The 15222-nt window shown below is 67.7% G+C and carries 17 protein-coding genes; 7 read left to right on the forward strand and 10 right to left on the reverse strand.

Features of this window, described 5'->3' with window-relative positions:
* Positions 1-36 precede the first annotated feature (36 nt).
* The 6 genes from ftsY to AC3A84_RS17990 all read left to right on the forward strand — a co-directional run bounded on the left by ftsY (position 37) and on the right by AC3A84_RS17990 (position 6971).
* On the forward strand, positions 37-1173 hold the full coding sequence (gene ftsY / locus AC3A84_RS17965; RefSeq protein ID WP_487971498.1) for a signal recognition particle-docking protein FtsY: 1137 nt from the start codon (positions 37-39) through the stop codon (positions 1171-1173).
* Positions 1174-1447: 274 nt separating this feature from the next.
* Positions 1448-3061 carry a methyl-accepting chemotaxis protein gene (locus tag AC3A84_RS17970; protein ID WP_487971385.1) on the forward strand — a complete coding sequence of 538 codons (1614 nt, stop codon included), beginning with the start codon at positions 1448-1450 and terminating at the stop codon, positions 3059-3061.
* A 217-nt stretch (positions 3062-3278) separates the two neighbouring features.
* Complete coding sequence (rpoH, locus tag AC3A84_RS17975; protein WP_487971386.1) at positions 3279-4220, forward strand: RNA polymerase sigma factor RpoH; 942 nt, start codon at positions 3279-3281, stop codon at positions 4218-4220.
* Between the two features lie 139 nt (positions 4221-4359).
* The gene (locus tag AC3A84_RS17980) at positions 4360-5421 is read left to right on the forward strand and encodes a Bug family tripartite tricarboxylate transporter substrate binding protein (RefSeq protein WP_487971387.1); all 1062 of its coding nucleotides are present in this window, start codon (positions 4360-4362) and stop codon (positions 5419-5421) included.
* Between the two features lie 108 nt (positions 5422-5529).
* Entirely contained in the window at positions 5530-5910 is a 381-nt protein-coding gene (locus AC3A84_RS17985; RefSeq protein WP_487971388.1) for an oxidoreductase, read from the forward strand.
* A 128-nt stretch (positions 5911-6038) separates the two neighbouring features.
* Entirely contained in the window at positions 6039-6971 is a 933-nt protein-coding gene (locus tag AC3A84_RS17990; RefSeq protein WP_487971389.1) for a Crp/Fnr family transcriptional regulator, read from the forward strand.
* A gap of 20 nt (positions 6972-6991) precedes the next feature.
* On the opposite strand, the gene AC3A84_RS17995 is transcribed toward AC3A84_RS17990, so the two are convergent.
* The 5 genes from AC3A84_RS17995 to AC3A84_RS18015 are packed head-to-tail and all read right to left on the reverse strand — an operon-like array spanning position 6992 to position 11320.
* Positions 6992-7627 (reverse strand): SCO family protein, encoded by a 636-nt coding sequence (locus AC3A84_RS17995; RefSeq protein ID WP_487971390.1) that lies wholly within the window; start codon positions 7625-7627, stop codon positions 6992-6994.
* A gap of 7 nt (positions 7628-7634) precedes the next feature.
* The gene (gene cyoE / locus AC3A84_RS18000; RefSeq protein WP_487971391.1) at positions 7635-8558 is read right to left on the reverse strand and encodes a heme o synthase; all 924 of its coding nucleotides are present in this window, start codon (positions 8556-8558) and stop codon (positions 7635-7637) included.
* Positions 8555-9802, reverse strand: coding sequence for a COX15/CtaA family protein (locus AC3A84_RS18005; protein ID WP_487971392.1), 1248 nt, complete (start codon positions 9800-9802; stop codon positions 8555-8557). The genes cyoE and AC3A84_RS18005 overlap by 4 nt, the downstream gene beginning before the upstream one ends.
* A complete protein-coding gene (locus tag AC3A84_RS18010; protein WP_487971393.1) occupies positions 9799-10581 on the reverse strand; it encodes an SCO family protein in 783 nt (260 codons plus the stop codon). The genes AC3A84_RS18005 and AC3A84_RS18010 overlap by 4 nt, the downstream gene beginning before the upstream one ends.
* Positions 10517-11320 carry an SURF1 family protein gene (locus AC3A84_RS18015; protein ID WP_487971394.1) on the reverse strand — a complete coding sequence of 268 codons (804 nt, stop codon included), beginning with the start codon at positions 11318-11320 and terminating at the stop codon, positions 10517-10519. The genes AC3A84_RS18010 and AC3A84_RS18015 overlap by 65 nt, the downstream gene beginning before the upstream one ends.
* Positions 11321-11335: 15 nt before the next feature.
* Between AC3A84_RS18015 and AC3A84_RS18020 the strand changes: the two genes are divergently transcribed.
* Positions 11336-11557, forward strand: a complete 222-nt coding sequence (locus tag AC3A84_RS18020; protein WP_487971395.1) for a twin transmembrane helix small protein — start codon at positions 11336-11338, stop codon at positions 11555-11557.
* Between the two features lie 79 nt (positions 11558-11636).
* Here AC3A84_RS18020 and AC3A84_RS18025 read toward each other — a convergent pair whose 3' ends face one another.
* The 5 genes from AC3A84_RS18025 to ctaD are packed head-to-tail and all read right to left on the reverse strand — an operon-like array spanning position 11637 to position 15198.
* Complete coding sequence (locus tag AC3A84_RS18025) at positions 11637-12518, reverse strand: cytochrome c oxidase subunit 3 (RefSeq protein WP_487971396.1); 882 nt, start codon at positions 12516-12518, stop codon at positions 11637-11639.
* 55 nt (positions 12519-12573) lie between these two features.
* Complete coding sequence (locus tag AC3A84_RS18030; protein ID WP_288508894.1) at positions 12574-12807, reverse strand: DUF2970 domain-containing protein; 234 nt, start codon at positions 12805-12807, stop codon at positions 12574-12576.
* Positions 12804-13421: a cytochrome c oxidase assembly protein gene (locus AC3A84_RS18035; RefSeq protein WP_487971397.1), complete on the reverse strand. Its 618-nt coding sequence runs from the start codon at positions 13419-13421 to the stop codon at positions 12804-12806. The genes AC3A84_RS18030 and AC3A84_RS18035 overlap by 4 nt, the downstream gene beginning before the upstream one ends.
* A 10-nt stretch (positions 13422-13431) precedes the next feature.
* Positions 13432-13542 carry a cytochrome oxidase small assembly protein gene (locus tag AC3A84_RS18040; protein ID WP_487971499.1) on the reverse strand — a complete coding sequence of 37 codons (111 nt, stop codon included), beginning with the start codon at positions 13540-13542 and terminating at the stop codon, positions 13432-13434.
* 24 nt (positions 13543-13566) lie between these two features.
* Complete coding sequence (gene ctaD, locus AC3A84_RS18045; protein ID WP_487971398.1) at positions 13567-15198, reverse strand: cytochrome c oxidase subunit I; 1632 nt, start codon at positions 15196-15198, stop codon at positions 13567-13569.
* Between the last annotated feature and the right edge of the window lie 24 nt (positions 15199-15222).

The following is a 15222-nucleotide window of genomic DNA, read 5'->3' on the forward strand; positions in this document are numbered from 1 at the left end:
GCCGTGCAGCCGTCCACTGCGCCAGCGCCGGCGCCTGTGAGCTTCACGCCGGCGCCTGCCGCCTATGTGCCCCCTCCGGTCGCCGGCCCCGCGCCGGCGGCTGCGCCTGTGGCGGCTCCGGCTCCGGCGCCCGCGCCTGCTGCACCCGTGCGGTCGGCCACGCCGTCCGCTCCGGCCTTCGTGCCCCCGGCCCCCGCTCCCATGATGGCAGCCGCGCCCACGCCGGCACCAGCACCAGCACCAGCACCCGCTGCAGCGCCGGCACCCGCCCCCGAGCGCAAGGGCTGGCTGGACCGCCTCAAGACCGGCCTGCGCAAGACGGGCAGCAGCATCGCCACCGTCTTCACAGGCACGCAGATCAACGATGCGCTCTACGAGGAACTCGAAGAGGCCCTGCTGATGGCCGACACCGGCGTCAAGGCCACGCAGCATCTGCTGGACGACCTCAAGCGCCGCGTGAAGGAAACCAAGACCACCGAGCCCGCCGCCGTCAAGGCGCTGCTGGCCGACGCGCTGGCGGACCTGCTGCGGCCGCTGGAGAAGTCGCTGGTCATCGGCGAGTACACGCCCACCGTGATCATGGTGGCGGGCGTGAACGGGGCGGGCAAGACCACGTCCATCGGCAAGCTGACCAAGCACCTGGCGAACGAAGGCGCGGCGGTGCTCCTGGCAGCGGCCGACACCTTCCGTGCCGCGGCGCGGGAGCAGCTGGGCGTCTGGGCCGACCGCAACACGGTCGAGATCGTGAGCCAAGAAGGCGGCGACCCTGCGGCCGTGAGCTTCGATGCCGTCACGGCCGGCAAAGCGCGCGGCAAGGACGTGGTGCTGGTGGACACGGCTGGCCGCCTGCCCACCCAGCTGCACCTGATGCAGGAGCTGCAGAAGATCCGCCGCGTGGTCACCAAGGCCGACGCTACCGCGCCGCACGAAGTGCTGCTGGTCATCGACGGCAACACCGGCCAAAACGCGCTGGCCCAGGTCCGGGCCTTCGACGACGCGCTACAGCTCACCGGCCTGATCGTCACCAAGCTGGATGGAACGGCCAAGGGCGGCGTGCTGGCGGCCATCGCGCAAGAGCGGCCGATTCCGGTCTATTTCATCGGCGTGGGCGAAAAGCTCGAAGACCTCGAAACCTTCGACGCTCGCGAGTTCGCCCAGGCTCTGCTGTCCTGAACGCCTGGAGATTCACCCGACACCAGGCGCGGGAACGACCACCAGAAAGAAGGGGCGCTTGGGCGCCCCTTTCGCGTTCTGCTGCGTAAGGTGTCCGCCAGCCGTCCACGCGACAAACACACGGATGGGCATGAAAGGACATCGGACTACAACGCCGTGTCAATTATTACTTTAGATTACATTTCCACCACCTCTTGGATCAGTTATGAGCGTCTTATCCAAGTAATTCCCCCCTACTGGCCGCTCCCCATTCCGAATTTGAAGGCACGAGACGATGAACTTGAATAACTGGGCAATACGCACCAAGCTGCTGGCGGGCTTTGCACTGGTGCTGGTCGTGGCCTGCATCGTCAGCCTGCTCGGCATCGCCAATCTCTCCAGCATGAACGCACGTTCGGCAGAGATTTCCAAGAAGGCCTTGCCCAGTGTGGCGGCCGCCGGGGCCATCAGCCGCAACCTGTCCGCGCTGCGTATCGGCCGCCTGGGCCTGATTCTCACGGGACCCAATTCGCCGATGCCGCAGGCCATCAAGGTCGTGGAGAACGCCAGCGTCGCGCTCACTGCATCGGTCGATGCCGCGGCGCCGCTTTTCGAGACCCCGGAAGAACGCGCGCTCTATCAGGAAGTGCGCACCCAGGTGATCAACTACGGTTCCACCCTGCCCGAGCAGCTGAACTACGCCCGCGAGAACAATATCGACGCCGTGCGGGCGATCTTCGTGGGCCCCGCAGCCGTGGCGTACCGCGCGGCCAATAAGGCGCTGGACGACCTGATCACCATCAACAACAAAGGCAGCCAGACCGCGGCCGATCTCGCCGCCGCCACCTATCAGCGGGGCCGTATCGAGCTGATTGCCGGCCTCGCGATCATGGTGGCCCTGAGCGCGGTCGTCGCCGTGATGCTGGCCGGCAACCTCGCGCGCCGCGCCCGCGAGTGCGCCGAAGCCGCCGCACGCATGTCGCAGGGTGACCTGAGCCAGGCCACGGCCGTCTCCGGCAAGGATGAGCTCGCCCAGATGCTGCTGGCGCTCGAAGATATGCGGGAGAACCTCCGCACGACGGTGGGCAACGTGCGTCACAACGCCGAAGCCGTGGCCACCGCCAGCGCCGAAATCTCCCAGGGCAATCATGATCTGAGCGGACGCACGGAAAGCCAGGCCAGCACCCTTGAACAAACCTCCGCCTCCATGGAACAGCTGGGCTCGACCGTCCAGCAGAACGCCGACAACGCCCGCCAGGCCAACCAGCTGGCTCAGAACGCCGCCATGGTCGCGGTGCGGGGCGGCCAAGTGGTGGATCAGGTCGTCACCACCATGAAGGGCATCAACGAAAGCTCACGCAAGATCAGCGACATCATCTCGGTGATCGACGGCATCGCCTTCCAGACCAACATCCTGGCGCTGAACGCGGCGGTGGAAGCCGCCCGTGCAGGCGAGCAGGGCCGCGGGTTCGCCGTGGTGGCCAGCGAAGTGCGCAGCCTGGCGGGCCGCTCCGCCGACGCAGCCAAGGAGATCAAAAACCTGATCAGCACCAGCGTGGAGCGGGTGGACCAGGGCACGGCTCTGGTGGACCAGGCCGGCAGCACCATGGCGGAAGTGGTGGGCGCCATCCAGCGCGTCACGGACATCATGGGCGAGATCAGTGCCGCCAGCGTGGAACAGGCCACCGGCGTGGGCCAGGTCGGCCAGTCCATCACGCAGATGGATCAGGCCACGCAGCAGAACGCAGCGCTGGTCGAAGAGATGGCGGCGGCCGCCGGCAGCCTGAAGAAGCAGGCGGACGATCTGGTCCGTGGTGTGTCCACCTTCAGCCTGGGCTCGGACCACGCACTGCAGCACACGCCGCAAGGAGGCTCTACCCATCCAGCACTGGCGCTGGAGCGTGGTTAGAAGCGGGTCAAAGGCGCAGGGGGCTGCCCCCTGCCCGCAGCGGGAGCGCTCCATCCTCCGACGTCACTGCAGCCCCTCCCGGCAACGCGTTTGCGCCGCCAAAGACTTTCAACACGCTCTCAGACAGCCCTGTCCTACGCAGGGTGAGGAACTTTCGCTTTAGCACTCCCTCCAACAGACTGCTAAAGTGAAACCCATGGAAGAAAGGATTTCTGGAATGACGCTTCAGTCTGGAACCGCTGCGAACGCCCTGGCACCTGCCAGTCCGTGGGCCCTCATCCCCCCGCTGGGCAACCTCGACGCTTACATCTCGGCGGTGAACCGCCTGCCGATGCTGACGGCTGACGAGGAACGTACCTACGCTCGCCAACTCAAGGACAACAACGATGTGGAGGCCGCCGGCCGCCTGGTGATGTCGCACCTGCGCCTGGTCGTCTCCATCGCCCGCCAATATCTGGGCTACGGCTTGCCACATGGCGACCTGATCCAGGAAGGCAACGTGGGCTTGATGAAGGCTGTCAAGCGCTTTGACCCTGACCAGGGCGTGCGCCTGGTCAGCTATGCCATGCACTGGATCAAGGCCGAGATCCACGAATACGTGCTGAAAAACTGGCGCATGGTGAAGGTGGCGACCACCAAGAGCCAACGCAAGCTGTTCTTCAATCTGCGGTCGATGAAGCAAGGCTTCAAGGCCGATGCGGCCGCGCAGGACGCAGCGACCCACCGCGAGACCCTGTCCGACCAGGAGATCGACGCCGTCGCTGCACAGCTCAACGTCAAGCGCGAGGAAGTCATCGAGATGGAGACCCGGCTGTCGGGCGGCGACGTGCTGCTGGACCCGGCTCCCTCCGATGACGGCGAGCAGGCCTTCGGCCCCATCGCCTACCTGGCCGACGGCTCACACGAGCCCACCGCCATGATCGAGAGCCGCCAGCGCGACGTGATGGCGACCGACGGCATCGCATCCGCGCTGGAGAGCCTGGACGACCGCAGCCGCCGCATCGTGGAAGAGCGCTGGCTGAAGGTGAACGACGATGGCTCGGGCGGCATGACGCTGCACGAACTGGCAGCCGTGTATGGCGTGAGCGCCGAGCGCATTCGCCAGATCGAAGTGGCCGCCATGAAGAAAATGAAGAAGGCCCTGGCCGAATACGCCTGACCCGCAAGCCCCCGCTCCGTCACGGGGCCGGCCCATAATCGAGCGCGCAGACCCTACCGGCCTGCGCGCTTTTTTCATGGCCCCTGGCCTGCATTCCACTGGGATGCGGCCCGCCGCGCCCCGCAGGAGATACCACCCCATGAAGCTTTCCCGCCGTACCTGGCTGGCTGCCAGCCTGGCCAGCACCGCCCTGCCACTGGCCCTCTTCGCCACCACCGCCCTGGCGCAGCAAGCCGGCGGCGCTACCAAGGCTGGCGCCACGCCGGCCCCCAGCGCCGTTGCCGCCACTCCGGGCTGGCCCACCCGGCCACTGCGCATCATCGTGGGCTTTCCGCCCGGCTCTTCACCCGATCTCACGGCGCGCACCTTTGCCGATCCGCTCGCCCAGGCCCTGGGTCAGCCGGTCATTGTGGAGAACAAGGTGGGCGCAGGCGGCAACGTCGGCGCCGACGCGGTGGCGAAGGCAACGGATGGACACACCATCGGCCTTTTCATCAACGGCAACCTGACCATCGCCCGGCTCATCAATCCCCACGTTCCCTACGACCCGCACAAGGACCTGGCGCCGCTCAGCCTGATCGGCGTGTCGCCGCTGGTGCTGGCCGCTCCGGTGAGCCAGCCCGACGTGCCGGCCGGCGCGGACGGACGCGCCTTCCTGGAAGCGGCTCGCCGCGCGGGCGACCGCTGGAGCTACGGCACGCCCGGCGTGGGTACGGTCGGCCATCTGGGTACCGAACTGCTGAAGGCCCGCGCCGGCATCGCCCCGGTGCATGTGCCCTACCCCGGCTATCCGCAGGTGGCCACCGCCATGCTGGGCGGCCAGCTGCAGATGGCGCTGCTCCCCCCCGCGCTGGCGCTCGCGCAGGAGCGCGCCGGCAAGCTGCGTCTGATCGGCGTGACCTCCAGCGGGCGCAGCTCCCTGGCGCCGGGCGTGCCCAGCATGGCCGAGGTGGGCGTGAAGGACTTCAACCTGGAGATCTGGAACGCCTTCGCGGCGCCGGCCAGCATGCCGGCGCCGGTGCGCGCGCGGCTCGCGGCCACGCTGGCGAATATCGCCCGCACGCCCGACGTGCGCTCCAAACTCTTCCAGCAGGGCTGGCAGACCGTGGGCTCCTCACCAGAAGGCCTGGCCAATCGTATCGACACCGATACCGCCCTGCTGGGCCGGGTGATCCGCGAGCGCGGTATTCGGCAGGATTAGCCTCGGCGCCAGGCCTGGCGGGCCCGTTCACGGGCCTTTGATCCAGGTCATGCCCCCACGGCGCGGTCGCCGGCAGACTGCGGCTTTCGACCACGGGGAGAGTTCGCCATGCCAGGGTTCCGCATCGCAATCATCGGCGCCGGACAGACCGGAACGCCGCTGCTGCGCCAGTTGCTGAGCGCGCCGTTCGTGCAGATCGTCGGTGTAGCCGACCTGGACCTGTCCATGCCCGGCATCGCGCTGGCACGAGAACACGGCGTGCCGGTCACTGCGGACTTCATGACGCTGCTGCAACCGGACGGCTCGCCCGTCGATGTACTCATCGACACGACCGGCGTACCGGCCGTGCGCGACACCCTGCGCCGCCAGATGGTGGCCACGGGCAACTACCACACGCTGATCATGCACGAGCGCATCGCGCTGCTGCTGATGTCGCTGTCGGCGGGCGAGCTGATCACCAGCCGGCACACGGATCTGGCCTACACCTGAGGCGGCATGAAAGATTCCGCCATGCCCGTTACCCGCCGGGGAGATTGCTGCTATTTTCATAGCAATCAACCCCATCAGAAAAAGCGCCCACGGAACTTTTTATCCCCCATCTCAGAGCGGGCCTGCGCATGAACCCGCGCGCACTGGACCACAAGGCCTGCGCCGACTGCGCCAGCCGGCCGCACTGCCTGCTGGGCCGCCAGGAGAAAGCCTTGCGTGCAGCCTGGGAGCCGCACATCCGCGAACGGCGCGTGCAGCGCGGCGAGGTGCTGCAGCGCCAGGGCGCGGAGCAGGCCTTCGTGCAGATCGTGAAAGTGGGCACGGTGCTGTTGCAGCGCAGCGCAGGAGACGGCGTGCATCGCCCCATCGGGCTGGCGGGCTGCGGGCAGACGCTGGGAACGCCCGGCCTGCTGGAGCAGCCGGCGGACCTGTCCTGCGTGGCGGTTCTGCCAGGACGGGTGTGTGAGATCGACGTGGCGACGCTGGCGCGCAGCGAGCTGCTGGCCGGCAACGCCCTCCTCGACCTGGCGCGGGAACAGCTGCGGGCTTATGCCTTGCTGGCCGACTGGGCGCGCATCCTGCGGGTGCGGGGCGCGACGGGCCAGCTGGCCGGCGCGTTGCTGCTGCTGGCCGATGCGCAGCGCAGCACGCGCGTGAGGTTGCCGAGCCATGCAGTGCTGGCGTCCCTGCTGGCAACGACGCGGGAGACGGTGGCGCGCAGCATCACCCAGCTCACCCGGCTCAACGGACTGGTGCGCCACGACCGTTGGCACTGCGAGATCGTGCGGGACACGCTGGCCGTGCTGGCGGAAGGTTGCCCCCCCGGCGGTGCCGCGACGACAGAGCGGCCAGAGGCGCCAGCCCAGCCGGTGGTCATCGAAACGGCGGAGCCGGTGGCCTCGGTGCCCCAGGTGGCTCCGGCAGCGCCGCCGCTACCCCCGATCGCGCCCCATGCAGCCGGGGCAGCCCCCGCACGGCTGCCGGCGTTTCGGCCGCTCACGCCCCGCAGCACACCGGCATCGCCTGCCAGACGCGAGCCGGCTGCCAGGCGTGCCGCCTGAGTGCCTGCCGCTGGGCCGTTTCAGCCAGCGGCGGTCGCCGGCTCCCTGAGCAAGACCTGCACGTCGTGCAACAGCGCCTGGGCGCCGCTGCCGTAGCGGTTGTAGACGCGCAGGCGGCCCTGCGGGTCGTACACGTAGCTGCCTGCCGAATGGTCCATGGTGTAGCTGGTGGGCGTCTGGCCGTCCACCTTCTTGTAATAGATCTTGAAGTCCTTGGCCACGGCCGCGAGCTGCTCGGGCGATCCACGCAGCGCGAGGAAGCCCGGGTCGAAGTTGGCCATGTAGGCGCGCAGCACCTCGGGGGTGTCGCGCTCAGGATCGACGGTGATGAAAATGCCCTGCATGCGGTTGCTGTCGGAGCCGAGTGCGCGCTTGACCTCGGCCAACTCGACCATGGAGGTGGGGCATACGTCGGGGCACTGCGTGTAGCCGAAGAACACCACCACGATCTTGCCGGCGAAGTCCTTCAGGCTGCGCACCTGTCCGTTCTGGTCGGGCAGCTGGAAGTCGCGGGCGTATTCGGCGCCGGTGATGTCCACCCCTTTGAACTCGCTCACCTTTTCTTTTTTGGAGCAGGCCGCCAGCAGGCCTGCAGCGCCCGAGGAAAGGGCGCCTGCAGCTATCAATCGGAGAGCATTGCGTCGTTGCGTCAACATGGATCGGTCAAAGTACGTAGTGGTCCACCAGCAGCGCCGCGAAGAGCAGGCTCAGGTGGATCAATGAAAAACGGAAGGTCTTGCGCGCCAGTTCGTCGGAGTAGTTGCGCCACAGCGCGAAGGCATAGCCGCAAAAGCCCAAGCTCAGCACCACGGCCGCGGCCAGGTAGATCCATGAGCTCATGCCATAGACGAATGGCATCAGGCAGCCGGCGAACAGAATCAACGTGTAGAGGAAGACCTGCAAACGGGTGAATTCGTTCCCGTGCGTCACGGGCAGCATGGGCAGGCCGGAGCGGCGATAGTCCTCCACCCGGTAAAGCGCCAGGGCCCAGAAGTGCGGCGGCGTCCAGAGGAAGATGATGAGAAAGAGGATCAGCGCCTCCGGGCCCACGTCGCCCCTCATGGCCGCCCAGCCCAGCACCGGCGGCATGGCGCCGGAGGCGCCGCCGATCACGATGTTCTGCGGCGTCAGCGGCTTGAGGATCACGGTGTAGACCACCGCATAGCCCACGAAGGTGGCGAAGGTGAGCCACATGGTCAGCGGGTTGATCCACACGTAGAGCAGCGCCGAGCCCGCCGTGCAGAGCGCCGCCGAGAACAGCAGCGTCTGCAGGTTGGACAGCTCGCCCTTGGCCGTCGGCCGCCAGGCCGTGCGCTTCATGCGCGCGTCGATGCCCTGCTCCACGATGCAGTTGAAGGCCGCTGCCGCACCGGCCACCAGCCAGATGCCGGCCGAGGCCACGGCCATGCGGGCCCACTGGCCCGCATCGGGCAGGCCAGGCACGGCCAGCACCATGCCGATGAAGGCGCAGAAGACGATCAGCTGCACCACGCGCGGCTTGGTCAGCGCATAGAACTGCGACCAGCGCGACGGCAGGGACAAGGGGGGCGCCGGGGAATGGGGCGCGGGGGCGGGAGCGGCACTCATGCGGAAATTCTCGTGGCGCCATGCGATGGCGCCGGGGTCGATGTCGATGGCGGAACCGGGTCCGCCGGAGGGAAAAAGGAAGCGTTGCCAGCCACCTCGCCCGTCAGGGCCGAGCGGCTGGACGTGAGCGCCCAGGTCAGCACCACCACCAGCGCGGCGGCGCCGCCGGTGTGCAGCACAGCGGCCACCAGGGGCCAGTCGAGCACCACGTTGGACAGGCCCGTGGCGAACTGCATCAGCGCCAGGCCGGCCAGCCAGCGCGCCTGCGACGGCAGCGCCCCGGCGCGGCGCAGCCGCCAGACCAGCAGCGCCAGCGCCGCCAGTACCACGTAGGCCGCCAGCCGGTGGACGTAGTGGATGGCCGTGAGCCCGGCGAAGCTGATGTTGCTGCCGTCCTGCAGCATGCCCAGCGGGCGCCAGATCTCGAAGCCCTGGGCGAAGGCCATGTCGGGCCACCAGCTGCCGTGGCAGGTGGGGAAGGTGGTGCAGGCCAGCACCGCGTAGTTGGTGCTGACCCAGCCGCCCAGCACGATCTGCACCGCGACCAGCGCCGTCGTGCCTGCCAGCAGCCAGCGCAGGCCGGTGCCGATCGGCAGGCGGGCCGTGCCCTGCGCGGCCTGGGTCTGCCGCACGGCCTGCACGCACAGCAGGGCCAGCAGCACGATGCCGCCGATGAGGTGCAGCGTGACGATGGCCGGGAACAGCTTCATGGTGACGGTGAGCGCGCCGAACGCGCCCTGGAGACACACCCAGACCAGCGTGGCGGTGGGCCACCAGGGGCTGAGCGCCGGCCCGTGCGCGGCGACGCCACTGCGGCGAGCGCGCCGCCACTGGCGCCAGGCGATCACCGTGAGCACGATGATGAGCACGCCCACGCTGGTGGCGAGGTAGCGGTGGATCATCTCGACCCAGGCCTTGCCGTGGGTAACGGGGCCGGTCGGCATGGCCTGCTGCGCGGCCGAGATTTCGGCATGCGCGCCCACCGGGCTCGCGTTGCCGTAGCAGCCGGGCCAGTCGGGACAGCCCAGGCCGGAATCGGTGAGCCGGGTGAAGGCACCGAACATGACCAGGTCGAAGGTGAGGAACAGCGTGAGCACGGTGAGCGCCTGCACGCGGCGCAGCGGAGAGCTGCGACGGTTGCGCAGCCACACCCAGGCCAGCGGCCCCAGGGCGATGAGCGCCCCGAGCAGCATGAGGCGCAGCAGCGGCGCCAGGTCGTAGAGCGGTTGTTGCACGTCGTTCATGGTTGGGCGGCGGTGGGCGCCGGCAGGTCGGTCTGCGGACGGCCGGGCTGATCCCAGGAGGACGAAGCGCGCAGCAGGCGATCCAGATCGCGCTTGGCCTTGGCGGCGCCGGCACGGTCCAGTCCGGCGGGAAAGCGCATCATCCAGTGGCCCAGCGGATCGACGAGGTAGAGGTGGTCGGCCAGCGCCTGGCCCGGCGCGGGCTGCAGCCACTGCGCAATGGCGGCCGCATCGCCGCGCAGCACGGTGGCGGTCTGCAGGCCGGGGGCGATGTCGGCGGGCACGGGAGCGGCGTCGGACACCAGCCAGACCCAGTCGAGCCGGTCCTTTTCCTTGCCCAGGCTCTCGCGCAGCTGGCGCTGCAGGTAGAGGTGATTGCGGCAGTCCTCACCGCAGGCGCCGGGCGCCACGCTCACCAGCAGCCACTGGCCGGTCAGCTGGCCCAGCGTGCCGGCCTTGCCGTCCAGGGTGGTCACGGGCAATTGCGCGGGCAACGGCGGCTGCTGGGCGATGAGTTCGCCGAAGTTGCGCCGGCCCTCGGGGCGCAGCACGTAGTAGGTGAGATACGAGGCGATCACCGGCGCCGCGCAGACCAGCATGACGGCCAGCATCTTCCAGCGGCCGGCGCGCGAGCGCTGGGCATCGTCCAGTGCCGCACCGGTGCCGGGCAGGCTGTGGATGGTCAGCCCGAGCGGGTGCGCGCCGTCCGCCGCTTCAGGCGGAGGTGGCAGGCTCGCCGCGTGGGCGAAGGAGGCGTCGGACGATTTGGAACCAGACATAGAGGATTACCACCAGGCCGCAGAGCCCGAACCATTGGAATGCGTAGCCGTAGTGTTTGGCGACGCCGCTGTCGATGGCGGGCCAGTCGCGCCGCAGCCCCTGCGGGCCGGCATCGTCGCTGCCGGTCTGCAGCAGCGACAGGGGCGCCAGCGCCAGGCCGTGCTCGGCACCATAGGCGGCGAGGTCGAGATTTTGCCGGATGCGGGAAGACCCCTCCGGCGCGGCGGTTCCGCCGGGCTCGTAGAGGCGCGAAGGCGGTGGGGCGATGCGGCCTGCGATCTCGACGTCGCCCGCAGGCGTGGGCACCTGGGGCAGCCGGGTGCGGTCCTGGAAATCGCGCGGCACCCAACCGCGCTGCACGGCCACCACCACCTCGGGATGCGTCGCCAGCCTGAGGAGCGTGACCACGAAAAACCCCGGTCGGCCCTGCATCTGGCGGTTGTCGAGAAAGACGGTGGCCTGCGGCAGCCACTGGCCCCGCAGCCGCGCCTGGCGGTGCAGGAGCGCATCGACGGAATCGGCCGGCGCGCCCAGGGCTGCTGCGAGCTGGGCGGCGTCCAGGGGCGGCAGCGCCGCGCGCTGGTCCATGGCGGCTTGCAGGGCCTCCTTCTGCGCGGCCCGCTGGAGCTGCCAGCGGCCCAGCGATGCCGTCAGCAGCACGGCCGCGAACGCCGCGGCGGCGATGCACCAGAAGCGCAGCCCCAGGGCGGCGCGCCGGGGACGCGGAAGGATGTTCACGGGATAATGCCTCGCATGCGATACATAGTGGTGCTGGCTTTTCTGGGCATTCTGGCCAGCCTGGGCTCGGCCCTCTTCTTCATGATGCGCAACGGCCGCGACAACCGGGCCCGCAGCGGCCACATGGCCCGCGCCCTTGCGCTGCGCGTGGCCTTGTCGATTGTGCTCTTCCTCGGCTTGCTCGCCGCGTGGAAGCTGGGCTACATCCAGCCCACGGGCCTGCCGGCCGGCAAGTAGCCCGGGACCTGACCGAGAAGGAAAAAAGCGAAAAAGCGCCCTCGGGCGCTTTTTCTTTTTCCAGGGCCCAATGAACCGGTCAGAACCAATAGACCAGCACGTAGAGGCCGAGCCACACCACGTCCACGAAGTGCCAGTACCAGGCCGCGCCTTCGAAGCCGAAGTGGCGCTCGGGCGTGAAGTGGCCCTTTTGCAGCCGCAGCGTGATGAACAGCAGCATCAGCATGCCGATGAACACGTGGAAGCCGTGGAAGCCCGTGAGCATGAAGAAGGTGGAGCCGAACACGCCCGAGCTGAGCTTGAGGTTCAGGTCGTTGTAGAGGTGGTAGTACTCGTAGCCCTGCACGCAGAGGAACACGAACCCCAGCACCACCGTGGCCCACATGAAGCCGACGGCGCGCGAGCGGTGGCTTTCGCGCAGCGCATGGTGGGCGATGGTGAGCGTCACGCCCGAGGTCAGCAGCAGCGCCGTGTTGATGGTGGGCAGCCAGAACGGGCCCACGGTCTGGAAGGGCTCGACGATCTCCGCGGGCGATGCCGTGGCGCCGGCCGCCATGCTGGGCCAGACGGCCTTGAAGTCGGGCCAAAGCAGCGCGTTGTCCAGGCTGCCCAGCGCTGGCACGGAATGCGCGCGCGCCCACCACAACGCCGTGAAGAAGGCGCCGAAGAACATCACCTCGGAGAAGATGAACCAGCTCATGCTCCAGCGATAAGAGAGGTCGATCTTGTGGCCATAGAGCCCGCCCTCGCTCTCGCGCACCGCGTCACTGAACCACTGGTAAAGAACGAACAGCCACCAGGCCAGCCCGAAGGCAAGCGAATACTTGCCCCAGTCGTGGCCGTTGATCCACTGGCCCGCGCCCAGGATCACGAAGAAGAGGCCCGCCGCCGCCATCACCGGGTGGCGCGACTCGGCGGGCACGTAGTAGTAGGGCGTGGTGCCGGGGGTGGATGCGCTCATGTCTCAGCTCCTCAGTCTCGGTATTCTTGTGTCGTCGTTCGGTCGGTCCGGGCCGTCAGGCGTGCACGACCCAGTTCACGGCCACCATCAGCAGCGCTACGAAGAGGAAGGCCGCCACCAGGCCGATCACGATGATGTGCAGCGGCTGGATCTTCTCCAGGTCCTGCCGGTATTCGGCCCCCTTGCGCACGCCCAGGAAGGACCAGGCCACGGCACGCACGGTGCGCAGCAGCGAGCCCTTGCGCGCCGGCGCGGCGGGTGGCGAAGGCGTGGCGCCGTCCTGCTTCATGAGCCCGCCTGCGGTCGCTGCGCGGGCGCGGCCGCGGTCGTCTGGGGCGCGGGCGGCGTCTTGCCGCCCACTTCGAAGAAGGTGTAGGACAGGGTGATCGTGGTCACGTCCTTGGAAAGCTTGGGGTCGATGACGAAGGCCACCGGCCACTGCTTCTTCTCGCGCGGCTCCAGCGTGTACTGGTTGAAGCAGAAGCATTCGAGCTTGTTGAAATGCGCCGCGGCCTGACGCGGCGCATAGCTGGGGATGGCCTGGGCCGCCATGCGGCGGTTCTGCACGTTCTGGAATTCGTACATCACCGTCGTCAGCTCGCCCGGATGGACCTTGACCGAGCGCTGCGCGGGCTTGAAATCCCACGGGCCGCGCGCGTTGGCGTCGAATTCGACGGTGATGGTGCGGCTCAGGTCCACCTGAGTGTTGGCCGGCAGCTTCACGTCGCGGCCGGCCGTGCCGTTGCCGGGCACCTGGCGCTCCGACAGCGACAGGATGTTGATGCCCGTCACCTCGCAGATGTGCTTGTAGATGGGGATGAGCACATAGCCGAAGGCGAACATGCCGGCCGAGATCACGGCCAGCTTGCCTACCATCTTGAAGTTCTCTCGGCGCAGGCTCATGGCGGGGCGCTCAGTGCAGCCAGAGGATCTTGGCCATGAAGCCGACGAAGAAGGCGATGGCGATGGACAAGAGGACCAGGGCCATGCGCAGGTTGGCTTTTTTCTGCTCGGGGGTCGCCATCATGTGCCTCGATTTCCTGCGGCGTCAGCCAATCACGCGGGTAGCGGAAGCGTCGAGCTTCGGCGGGGTCTCGAAGGTGTGGAAGGGGGCCGGCGAAGGCACTTCCCATTCCAGACCCTCAGCAGCTTCCCACGGGCGCTGGGGCGCAAGCTCGCCCTTGCCGCGCATGGCGGGCAGCACGACGGCGAGGAAGAAATACACCTGCATCAGCCCGAAGCCGAAGGCACCGATCGAGGCCACCATGTTGAAGTCGGCGAACTGCATGGGATAGTCGGCGTAGCGGCGCGGCATGCCGGCCAAGCCCAGGAAGTGCATCGGGAAGAAGGTGATGTTGAAGGTGATGAGCGAGCCCCAGAAGTGGATCTGGCCGCGCCGTTCCGAATACATCACGCCCGTCCACTTCGGCGCCCAGTAGTAGTAGGCCGCGAACATGGAGAACAGCGAGCCGGCCACCAGCACGTAGTGGAAGTGGGCCACGACGTAGTAGGTGTCCTGCAGTTGGATGTCGATGGGCGCCATCGAGAGGATGAGCCCGGTGAAGCCTCCCATGGTGAACACGAAGATGAAGCCCACCGCGAACAGCATCGGCGTCTCGAAGGTCATGGAGCCACGCCACATGGTGGCGATCCAGTTGAAGATCTTCACGGCCGTGGGCACCGAGATCAGCATGGTGGCGTACATGAAGAACAGCTGGCCCGTGACCGGCATGCCCGTGGTGAACATGTGATGCGCCCACACGATGAACGACAGGATGGCGATGGACGAGGTGGCATACACCATGGAGGCATAACCGAAGAGCTTCTTGCGGCTGAAGGCCGGCACGATCTGGCTGATGATGCCGAAGGCCGGCAGGATCATGATGTACACCTCGGGGTGGCCGAAGAACCAGAAGATGTGCTGGTACATCACCGGGTCGCCGCCTCCCGCGGGGTTGAAGAAGCTGGTGCCGAAGTGGCGGTCGGTCAGCGTCATGGTGATGGCCCCGGCCAGCACGGGCATCACGGCGATCAGCAGGTAGGCGGTGATGAGCCAGGTCCAGCAGAACATCGGCATCTTCATGAGCGTCATGCCCGGAGCGCGCATGTTCAAAATGGTCACGATGATGTTGATCGATCCCATGATGGACGAGGCACCCAGGATGTGCATGGCGAAGATGCCGGCATCCATCGACGGACCCATCTGCAGCGTGAGCGGCGCGTAGAGCGTCCAGCCCGCGGCAGGCGCGCCGCCGGGCATGAAGAACGAGCTGACCAGCATGAGCGCGGCCGGAATCATCAGCCAGAAGCTGAAGTTGTTCATGCGCGCGAAGGCCATGTCCGATGCGCCGATCTGCAGCGGGATCATCCAGTTCGCGAAGCCCACGAAGGCCGGCATGATGGCCCCGAACACCATGATGAGCCCGTGCATGGTGGTGAGCTGATTGAAGAGCTCGGGGTTCACGATCTGCAGCCCAGGCTGGAACAATTCGGCACGGATCAACAGCGCCAGCACCCCGCCGATCATCAGCATGGTGAACGAGAACAGCAGGTAGAGCGTGCCGATGTCCTTGTGGTTGGTGGCAAACACCCAACGGCGCCAGCCCGTGGGGCCGTGGTGGTGGGCGTGGTCGTCGTGGTGGCCGGCGACATGCCCGTGGTTGTCGAGAACTGCGCTCATCTTGGATTCCTCAATGCGTGGGGG

It is taken from the genome of Paracidovorax sp. (assembly GCF_057642795.1).

Excerpts from the sequence above, each read along its gene's own strand:
- AC3A84_RS17970 (WP_487971385.1), top strand. The coding sequence starts at position 1,448 with ATGAACTTGAATAACTGGGCAATACGCACCAAGCTGCTGGCGGGCTTT.
- rpoH (WP_487971386.1), top strand. The coding sequence starts at position 3,279 with ATGACGCTTCAGTCTGGAACCGCTGCGAACGCCCTGGCACCTGCCAGT.
- AC3A84_RS17980 (WP_487971387.1), top strand. The coding sequence starts at position 4,360 with ATGAAGCTTTCCCGCCGTACCTGGCTGGCTGCCAGCCTGGCCAGCACC.
- AC3A84_RS17985 (WP_487971388.1), top strand. The coding sequence starts at position 5,530 with ATGCCAGGGTTCCGCATCGCAATCATCGGCGCCGGACAGACCGGAACG.
- AC3A84_RS17990 (WP_487971389.1), top strand. The coding sequence starts at position 6,039 with ATGAACCCGCGCGCACTGGACCACAAGGCCTGCGCCGACTGCGCCAGC.
- AC3A84_RS17995 (WP_487971390.1), bottom strand. The coding sequence starts at position 7,627 with ATGTTGACGCAACGACGCAATGCTCTCCGATTGATAGCTGCAGGCGCC.
- cyoE (WP_487971391.1), bottom strand. The coding sequence starts at position 8,558 with ATGAGTGCCGCTCCCGCCCCCGCGCCCCATTCCCCGGCGCCCCCCTTG.
- AC3A84_RS18005 (WP_487971392.1), bottom strand. The coding sequence starts at position 9,802 with ATGAACGACGTGCAACAACCGCTCTACGACCTGGCGCCGCTGCTGCGC.
- AC3A84_RS18010 (WP_487971393.1), bottom strand. The coding sequence starts at position 10,581 with ATGTCTGGTTCCAAATCGTCCGACGCCTCCTTCGCCCACGCGGCGAGC.
- AC3A84_RS18020 (WP_487971395.1), top strand. The coding sequence starts at position 11,336 with ATGCGATACATAGTGGTGCTGGCTTTTCTGGGCATTCTGGCCAGCCTG.
- AC3A84_RS18025 (WP_487971396.1), bottom strand. The coding sequence starts at position 12,518 with ATGAGCGCATCCACCCCCGGCACCACGCCCTACTACTACGTGCCCGCC.
- AC3A84_RS18030 (WP_288508894.1), bottom strand. The coding sequence starts at position 12,807 with ATGAAGCAGGACGGCGCCACGCCTTCGCCACCCGCCGCGCCGGCGCGC.
- AC3A84_RS18035 (WP_487971397.1), bottom strand. The coding sequence starts at position 13,421 with ATGAGCCTGCGCCGAGAGAACTTCAAGATGGTAGGCAAGCTGGCCGTG.
- AC3A84_RS18040 (WP_487971499.1), bottom strand. The coding sequence starts at position 13,542 with ATGGCGACCCCCGAGCAGAAAAAAGCCAACCTGCGCATGGCCCTGGTC.
- ctaD (WP_487971398.1), bottom strand. The coding sequence starts at position 15,198 with ATGAGCGCAGTTCTCGACAACCACGGGCATGTCGCCGGCCACCACGAC.